The organism is Streptomyces apricus (assembly GCF_008369065.1).
Taxonomy (GTDB): Bacteria; Actinomycetota; Actinomycetes; order Streptomycetales; family Streptomycetaceae; genus Streptomyces; species Streptomyces apricus.
The window spans coordinates 1-6804 of the sequence record NZ_VDFC01000104.1; the positions used below are offsets into that span (position 1 = coordinate 1).

General features: G+C 68.1%; 8 protein-coding genes and 1 pseudogene. 6 read left to right on the top strand and 3 right to left on the bottom strand.

Translation table 11 applies throughout. From position 1 onward, the window contains the following. Positions 1-168: 168 nt before the first annotated feature. Positions 169-890 (top strand): annotated as a pseudogene (locus FGF04_RS37870) (transposase); the annotation flags it as partial. On the opposite strand, the gene FGF04_RS37875 reads toward FGF04_RS37870, so the two are convergent. Next, positions 883-1365 (bottom strand): hypothetical protein, encoded by a 483-nt coding sequence (locus tag FGF04_RS37875; protein WP_149515928.1) that lies wholly within the window; start codon positions 1363-1365, stop codon positions 883-885. The pseudogene FGF04_RS37870 and the gene FGF04_RS37875 overlap by 8 nt on opposite strands. Before the next feature lie 289 nt (positions 1366-1654). On the opposite strand from FGF04_RS37875, the gene FGF04_RS37880 reads away from it, so the two are divergent. Both FGF04_RS37880 and FGF04_RS37885 read left to right on the top strand, forming a co-directional pair. Beyond that, positions 1655-1924 (top strand): GlsB/YeaQ/YmgE family stress response membrane protein, encoded by a 270-nt coding sequence (locus FGF04_RS37880; protein WP_149515929.1) that lies wholly within the window; start codon positions 1655-1657, stop codon positions 1922-1924. 287 nt (positions 1925-2211) lie between these two features. Beyond that, complete coding sequence (locus FGF04_RS37885) at positions 2212-2583, top strand: hypothetical protein (RefSeq protein ID WP_149515930.1); 372 nt, start codon at positions 2212-2214, stop codon at positions 2581-2583. Between the two features lie 111 nt (positions 2584-2694). Here the strand turns inward: FGF04_RS37885 and FGF04_RS37890 are convergent, their stop codons facing one another. Together FGF04_RS37890 and FGF04_RS37895 are read right to left on the bottom strand one after the other, a co-directional pair. Beyond that, entirely contained in the window at positions 2695-3618 is a 924-nt protein-coding gene (locus FGF04_RS37890) for a CPBP family intramembrane glutamic endopeptidase (protein ID WP_223146449.1), read from the bottom strand. 181 nt (positions 3619-3799) lie between these two features. Continuing rightward, the gene (locus FGF04_RS37895; protein WP_149515931.1) at positions 3800-4678 is read right to left on the bottom strand and encodes a helix-turn-helix transcriptional regulator; all 879 of its coding nucleotides are present in this window, start codon (positions 4676-4678) and stop codon (positions 3800-3802) included. A gap of 101 nt (positions 4679-4779) precedes the next feature. On the opposite strand from FGF04_RS37895, the gene FGF04_RS37900 reads away from it, so the two are divergent. The 3 genes from FGF04_RS37900 (at position 4780) to FGF04_RS37910 (ending at position 6685) form a co-directional block, all read left to right on the top strand. Further along, the gene (locus FGF04_RS37900) at positions 4780-5601 is read left to right on the top strand and encodes an SDR family oxidoreductase (RefSeq protein ID WP_149515932.1); all 822 of its coding nucleotides are present in this window, start codon (positions 4780-4782) and stop codon (positions 5599-5601) included. Between the two features lie 226 nt (positions 5602-5827). After that, entirely contained in the window at positions 5828-6295 is a 468-nt protein-coding gene (locus tag FGF04_RS37905) for a Cif family virulence factor (protein WP_149515933.1), read from the top strand. A 126-nt stretch (positions 6296-6421) separates the two neighbouring features. Further along, positions 6422-6685: a GlsB/YeaQ/YmgE family stress response membrane protein gene (locus tag FGF04_RS37910; protein WP_149515934.1), complete on the top strand. Its 264-nt coding sequence runs from the start codon at positions 6422-6424 to the stop codon at positions 6683-6685. Positions 6686-6804 lie beyond the last annotated feature (119 nt).

Below are 6804 nucleotides of genomic sequence, written 5' to 3' on the forward strand. Positions count from 1 at the left end.
CTCCCACAACCCCCAAACCATCACCGCACCCACACCACCCATCGCATGGGACAGCAACACCCCCAACCCAGATGACTGCACCGACGACCACACCGACAACGACACCCGAAAGGACGAAACACACCACGAACACAACACCCAGACACCACACCAAAACACCCAAAACAACTGAACCAGATCTATCCGTCGCTGGAACGGGCCCTGGGACCGCGGTTGCAGCACCCAGCCGTCCTTACCTTGCTGGAGCGGTTCGGTCACCGACACAGATGCGCAAGGTAGGCCGACGGCGGCTGGTCACGCTGCTGCGGCCGAAGGCGCCGCGGATGGCCGAGCGGCTGGTCGAGGAGATCTTCGCCGCGCTGGACGAGCAGACCGTGACCGTCCCGGGGATCGAGGCGGCCGCGCTGATCGTCCCGAGCCTGGCCGCCTCCCTGGCGGCCGTGCTCGACCAACGCAAGCTGCTGGCCGGGCGGATCGAGGAACTGCTGGAGGACCATCCTCTTTCCAAGGTCCTGACGTCGATGCCAGGAGTCGGCGTCAGGACCGGAGCCAGGATCCTGATCGAGGTCGGCGCCGGCAGCACCTTCCCGACCGCCGGCCACCTCGCCGCCTATACAGGACTCGCACCCGCGACCCGCAATTCCGGATCGTCGATCTACCGCGAACAACCCTCCAGGAGAGGCAACAAGCAGCTCAAACGGGCCCCTTTCCTCTCCGCGTTTGTGGCCCTGGGCGACCCGACATCCCGGGCCTACTACGACAAGAAGATCGCCCAGGGCAAGCACCACACCCAGGCTTTGCTTTGCCTCGCCCGACGGCGGGCCGACGTCCTCTTCGCGATGCTCCGCGACGGCACCTTCTACCAGCTGCAGCCAGTGGCGGTCACGTGACCTGCGGACGCGCCAGTAGCATCACATGGTCGGCCTCGACGTCGAAGCCGAGAATCGGGTGGAGCGGATCGGACTCCGGGCTCAGCAATACTGGCTTACCGAGCCGACGCCCGATTGCCCGCAGCAGACGGCACAGCACATCCACGCCGTCCTGACCCTGCAACTCCCGCAAATCAACGTCAAAGTCGATCGAGCCAGCCTCATACGCCCGAAAGATCACGAGGAAACCAGAGACCGGCCAGACCCTCAGCAACGCGTCGGCACCCTCACCGCGGACCAGCATCTCCGCAGCTCTCGGCAGCCGGACCGCAACACCGTCCTCGGAGTACTCACACGACCACCCCTGTGACCGAATGAGATCAAGCACCGCCTGCCAGTCCTCCACCGAGGTATCCGGGACACGGACGTCCGGCAGCGATCCCATCAGATCGGGAGCAAAGAATCTCTTGACGTCATCCCACAGCAGGTCAGGCATCACATCATGCTGCCTTGCCACGCGCCGAAACACAGCCCGATTACCTTGACGAAACCCATAGGGGCACCCCCGGCAACCTGGCGCTCGGGGTCGGCGAGTCGCGGCGAACAGGCTTCCGGGTATGGGCGCAAGCAGCTTCGCAGTGCTCTGCGGCGGCGTCTTCCATGTGCCTCAGCTGTTCAAGTCGGTCCCGGGCACATGAACTTGGAGCGCCGCGTTTGAAAACGTCTCCGCTGAACACACGGAAGTCCTGACACAGTCTTTATACGACCAGGTAGGAGACACAACCATGGGCATCATCGCCTGGATACTCATCGGTCTGCTCGCGGGCCTCATCGCGAAGGCGCTCATGCCCGGCAAGGACCCGGGCGGCATCATCATCACCATCCTCATCGGCATCGCCGGCGGCCTCCTCGGCGGCTGGCTCGGCAAGGTGATCTTCGGCGTCGACTCCATCGACGGCTTCTTCGACCTCTCCACCTGGATCGCCGCCATCGTCGGCTCCCTCATCCTCCTGGCCCTCTACCGCGTCATCACCGGTAACCGCCGCCACGCCTGATCACCCATACATCACGCACCACCCCGAACGGCTCCCCTCCCACCCGAGGCGGAGCCGTTTCTCATGCCGTCGCGCCCTCATTTCCCGACGGCACCTGGAGGCGCCTGGAGAGAGGAACGTGTCTCGCTCGCGGGAGTGGGGCTACAGGCCCGTGCGAGTGGCACCGGCCTCAAGAAGGGGTGACATGTGTCGGCCGCCGGTAGAAGAAGTGCGCAGTACCTTCCCTCCCCCGGGCCTCGGAGCACATCCAGAGTGGGCCGGCCCGTTCCGTGTGAAAGGACCCCCTCATGCGCCTTCCTCTGATCATCAGGACCGCGCCCCTGTTCGGCGCTGCCGCTCTCACCGGCGCGGGCCTGTTGTTCGCCGGCACCGCGCGAGCCGACGACCAGCGAACATTCGACTGTCAGCTGCTTCGCGTCTTCGCCGACCACTCTCTTGAGGGTTACTCATGCGGGGAACCCACCACCTACGACGGACCCGGGAAAGTCCGTTACCTCAACGGCGCCGGCGGCTACACATGCAGAAACATCAGCGCACGCCCCGACGCCGGGGACAGCACGACAACCACTCTCAAAGCGACAGGTTGCACATCCGGCACCTATCCCGGTTACACCACCCTGCCCATGCCTCTGGCCGGAACCGGCACTCCCAGGGAGTGATCTCAAGGAGGGTGACGGCAAACCCCATGGTCGGTGGTCGGCTTCGCAATCGCAGAGGGCCTGCGAACCCCTCTTCGGGTTCGCAGGCCAGGCCCATGCAGTGATGTGTGGTCAGGACAGCGTGCGCGTTCCCCCGGAGCGGAGTCCACTGCGGGTGTAGACGCGTCCCTGGCGCCGGGCCGAGCGCAGGAACATGACCGCGGGGACCGCGCACACGAGGATCGCGAAGATGCTGGCCTCCGGTCCGAAACCACCTCCGGTGATCGCAGTCGGCCCCGACAGCACACCGCGGAGCAGTCCGGTGGGCGTGTCCTCGTTGCCGGAGACCGTCACGCCGAAGATGCCGCTCAGGGCGAAGTTCCAGCCCAGGTGCAGGCCGATCGGCAGCCACAGGGTACGGGTGGCCGCGTACGCCGCGCCGAGCATCAGGCCCGCCTCCATCGCGATGGCCAGCGCACCCCACACCGTGGCACCGGAGTTCACCAGGTGCAGCGCCCCGAACAGCACGCCCGAGACCGCCAACGCACCCCACGTTCCCGTCAGTTGTTCGACGAAGCGGAAGACGATGCCGCGGAAGAGGATCTCCTCCACCACCGCTACCCCCGCCGTCAGCCCCAGCACGGTGAACGCACCGCCCACGGACACTCCGCCCTTGGTGCCGTATCCGCCGAACAGGGCGATCAACGCGAGCGTCGCGACGAAGAGTCCCAGGCCGACGAGGGTGCCGCGGCGCAGACCGGGTACGGTATCGGCGGCGTCCAGTTCGGAGACAGGCCGCTGTTCGAGGAACCGTACCGCCGCCGCGTAGACCGTCAGCGCGATCGCCGCGGTCGCCGCGCCGAACAGCAGGGACAGCACCGGGTCGTCCCCCGCCATGCTCCTCGTCCCCGCGGCGAGGCCTGTCACCAGGATGAACAGCACCACCATGACCACCAGCCTCACCCCGGTCGGCCATACCCGGCGTGTCGGCTCGAACGGTGACTGCGAGAACTGGCGCTTCACCCACTGCACCGACGGTGCGTCCCACGGTGACATGACGTTTCCCATCCTTGACCGGCGGCCGGACCGCCCCTTCAACTGGAGGGAACGCTATGTGCGGCCGGTACCCCCGAACCTCCCCTCGGGGTGGACAGTTGCGTGTAGCTCACGTGGGGGACAACAGGCCTCGTGGACGAGTGCATCCACATGTGCAACACGTCCGGCCACGGCTACGGCCTCAGCCCTTTCGTGCGTAGTCATCAGACGGTGCGGTCGGCAGCGCCGGCAGGTCCGCGGCCACCGTGCCGAGCAGGGCGAGAGCCTGCTGGGACGCGCTGCCGGGCTCGGCCTGGTACACGATGAGCTGCTGGTCCGGCGCGCTGTCGACGGTGAACGAGTCGTACGTCAGGGTCAGTTCGCCGACCTGCTCGTGGTTGAAGGACTTGGCCTCCCGGGCCTTGCCCCGAACGTCATGCCGGGCCCACAGCTCGCGGAACTCCGCGCTCTTCAGGGAGAGTTCGCCTACCAGCTCGGTGAGCCGGGAATCGTTCATCAGCTCGCCGCTGCCCGCGCGCAGCGCGGCGAGCCCGGACCTGGCGACCCGCTCCCAGTCGGGGTAGAAGTCCCGGGCGAGCGGATCCAGGAAGGTGAACCGGACCAGGTTCGTCTCACCCTGATCCAGCATCGCGGCGAACAGGGCCCGTCCCAGACGGTTGCCTGCCAGCACGTCCAGCCGGCGGTCGAGGATCAGCGCGGGCGTGTGCAGCCAGCCGTCCATCAGACGCAGCAGACTCGGTGCGACGGTCGCACCGCCACCCCGCCGGACAGCGGCGGGACCCCGCTCCGTCCGAGCCAGCCGGTGCAGGTGCGCCGACTCCTCGGGATTGAGCGCGAGGGCGCGGGCCAGGGCGTGCACCACCTGCGCGGAGGGGTGCCTCTCCCGCCCCTGCTCCAGCCGGGCGTAGTAGTCGGTGCTGACCCCGGACGACTGCGCGACCTCTTCCCGGCGCAGGCCGGGCGTCCTGCGCCGGCCCGACCAGGGCTGCTCAGCCCGGTCCGGGCTGGTCATCTCTCGCCGGGCGCGGAGGAACTCCCCCAACTCGTTGCCACTGTCCATGCCACAACGATAGGCGCGCACGCGATCGGTTACCTGGGTGTGGCACACCCTGGACAGGACCGCCCTGGTTGGCCCCCGGGGCGCCGCACATGCTCGGTCCCATGACAGACAACGCTTCCTCCACCGTTTCCCCGTCCACCTCCCCTGCGGCCTCCCGCGCGACCTCCGGCCCGCTGACCGGCCGCGTCGCGGTGATCACCGGTGCCAGCGCCGGAATCGGCGCCGCGACCGCCCACCGTTTCGCCGCAGCCGGAGCGGCGGTCGCTCTCCTCGGCCGGCGGTCCGGGCTGCTGGAGGACCTCGCCGCCACCCTGCGCAAGGAGTACTCGGCCGAGGTCCTGGCGCTCGCGGTGGATGTCACCGACCCCGGCGCACTGACCACCGCCGCTTCGACGATCCGCGCCGCCCTGGGACGGCCCGACCTGGTCGTCGCCAACGCGGGGGTGATGCTCGGAGCGCCCTTCGAAGAGGCGGACACCGCCGAGTGGGACCAGATGATCGACGTGAACCTGCGCGGTCTGCTGGCGACCGGCCGGACCTTCGTCGCGGACCTGCTCGACGCAGCGGAAGCAGGACGGTCCGCCGACCTCGTGAACCTGAGCTCGATCGCCGCCGAGGTGATCTTCGCCGACTATCCCGTCTACGGCGCCACCAAGGCTGCGGTCAGCCAGCTGACCCGCAACCTGCGTGCCTCCCTCGGTCCCCGCGGCGTACGGGTCCGCTCCATCGACCCGGCCTTCGCCGTCACCGAGCTCGGCGACGGCATGGCGCACGAGGCCACCCGGGCCGGGCTGGCCGACATGCGTACGGCCATCACCGCCATCACCGCGGAGGACGTGGCCGACGCCATCACGTACTCGGTGGCGGTACCCGCCCGGGTCAACATCGCCGAGCTGACGATCGCACCCACCGAGCTCGGCTGACAGCCAATAGCCGACAGCCGACAACCGCCAAATAACAACCAGCAACAGCGTACGGGCGCCCACCGCAGCAGCCGGTGGGCGCCTTGCCGTGCTCCGCGCCCACCGGGCCTGTGACTCCGCGCCCATCGGACCTGTGACACGGCACTTGTGACACGGCATCCGCCGTCCCGATGGGTAGGTGCGACAGACCCTGCCTGGATCTCGCCCGCGACCCTAGCGTCGAGGCATGACTGACGAACGATTGATCGCTGACCTGCACAACCGTTGGGTGTTCGGCTGGGAACGCAACGCGGGCGACGACCCCTTCGACTTCCGGCGCGTCTTCGGCGAGTTCTACGACTTCGACTCCCCGGACGTCCGCCTCTACGACGATTTCGACCCCGAGCAGCGCGTGGCGACGACAGCCGCCGGATACGGTTCGATCTGGGAGCCCGGCTTCCGCGAGATGATCTCCGCCCATCATGTCGTCGACGACGGCCCGCATGTCGTCGCCGACCTCGGTCTGGCCGCGTCCACCCTCGTCTTCGTGGCGCGGATCACCCTGCCGGATGCCACCACGGACATCCGCACCACTTCCTCGCTGGTCTGGCGCCGGACACCCGACGGCTGGCGGATCGTCCGCGAACACAATTCGACCAAGGTCCTCCCCGCCGGCGCCCTCGACCACCGGCTGCCTGCGCGCCGGATCACCTGACCTGCGGTCGGCCCTCTGCTGGAGCGACTGCGGGGAGGAGTCCACGGAGGCAGGAATGGTCCCTCCGAACCGGGGCAGACCTTCTTTCGACAGTCGTGTAGAAAGAACAGAAGAAGGGCCAGCACAATGGAGATCTCCGGAATCGTCGCCGCGGTCGTGATCGGCATCGTCATCGGGGTCCTGGGCCGCCTCGTCCTCCCCGGCCGTCAGCACATCGGTGTTCTGTGGACGATCGCGGTCGGCATCATCGCCGCGCTGGTCGGCACGGCTCTCGCCGGGGCCCTGGGCGTCGCCGACACCAAGGGCATCGACTGGATCGAGCTCGCCCTCCAGATCGGCCTCGCCGCTGTCGGTGTCGCAGCGGTGGAGCGCCTCAAGGGCCGCCGCTGACGCGGGACGGTGACCGAGGGACGACGACAGCGGAACGACGACAGCGGGACGGCAGCATCGTGACGCCGACGTGGAGCGGCGTCACGCGACCGGCCTCCCGGTACGGCCCTCCGCACGCC

Bases quoted from the DNA above. Each gene is read 5' to 3' on its own strand.
- FGF04_RS37875 (WP_149515928.1), bottom strand. From the start codon at position 1,365: ATGCCTGACCTGCTGTGGGATGACGTCAAGAGATTCTTTGCTCCCGAT.
- FGF04_RS37880 (WP_149515929.1), top strand. From the start codon at position 1,655: ATGGGCATCATCGCCTGGATACTCATCGGTCTGCTCGCGGGCCTCATC.
- FGF04_RS37885 (WP_149515930.1), top strand. From the start codon at position 2,212: ATGCGCCTTCCTCTGATCATCAGGACCGCGCCCCTGTTCGGCGCTGCC.
- FGF04_RS37890 (WP_223146449.1), bottom strand. From the start codon at position 3,618: ATGTCACCGTGGGACGCACCGTCGGTGCAGTGGGTGAAGCGCCAGTTC.
- FGF04_RS37895 (WP_149515931.1), bottom strand. From the start codon at position 4,678: ATGGACAGTGGCAACGAGTTGGGGGAGTTCCTCCGCGCCCGGCGAGAG.
- FGF04_RS37900 (WP_149515932.1), top strand. From the start codon at position 4,780: ATGACAGACAACGCTTCCTCCACCGTTTCCCCGTCCACCTCCCCTGCG.
- FGF04_RS37905 (WP_149515933.1), top strand. From the start codon at position 5,828: ATGACTGACGAACGATTGATCGCTGACCTGCACAACCGTTGGGTGTTC.
- FGF04_RS37910 (WP_149515934.1), top strand. From the start codon at position 6,422: ATGGAGATCTCCGGAATCGTCGCCGCGGTCGTGATCGGCATCGTCATC.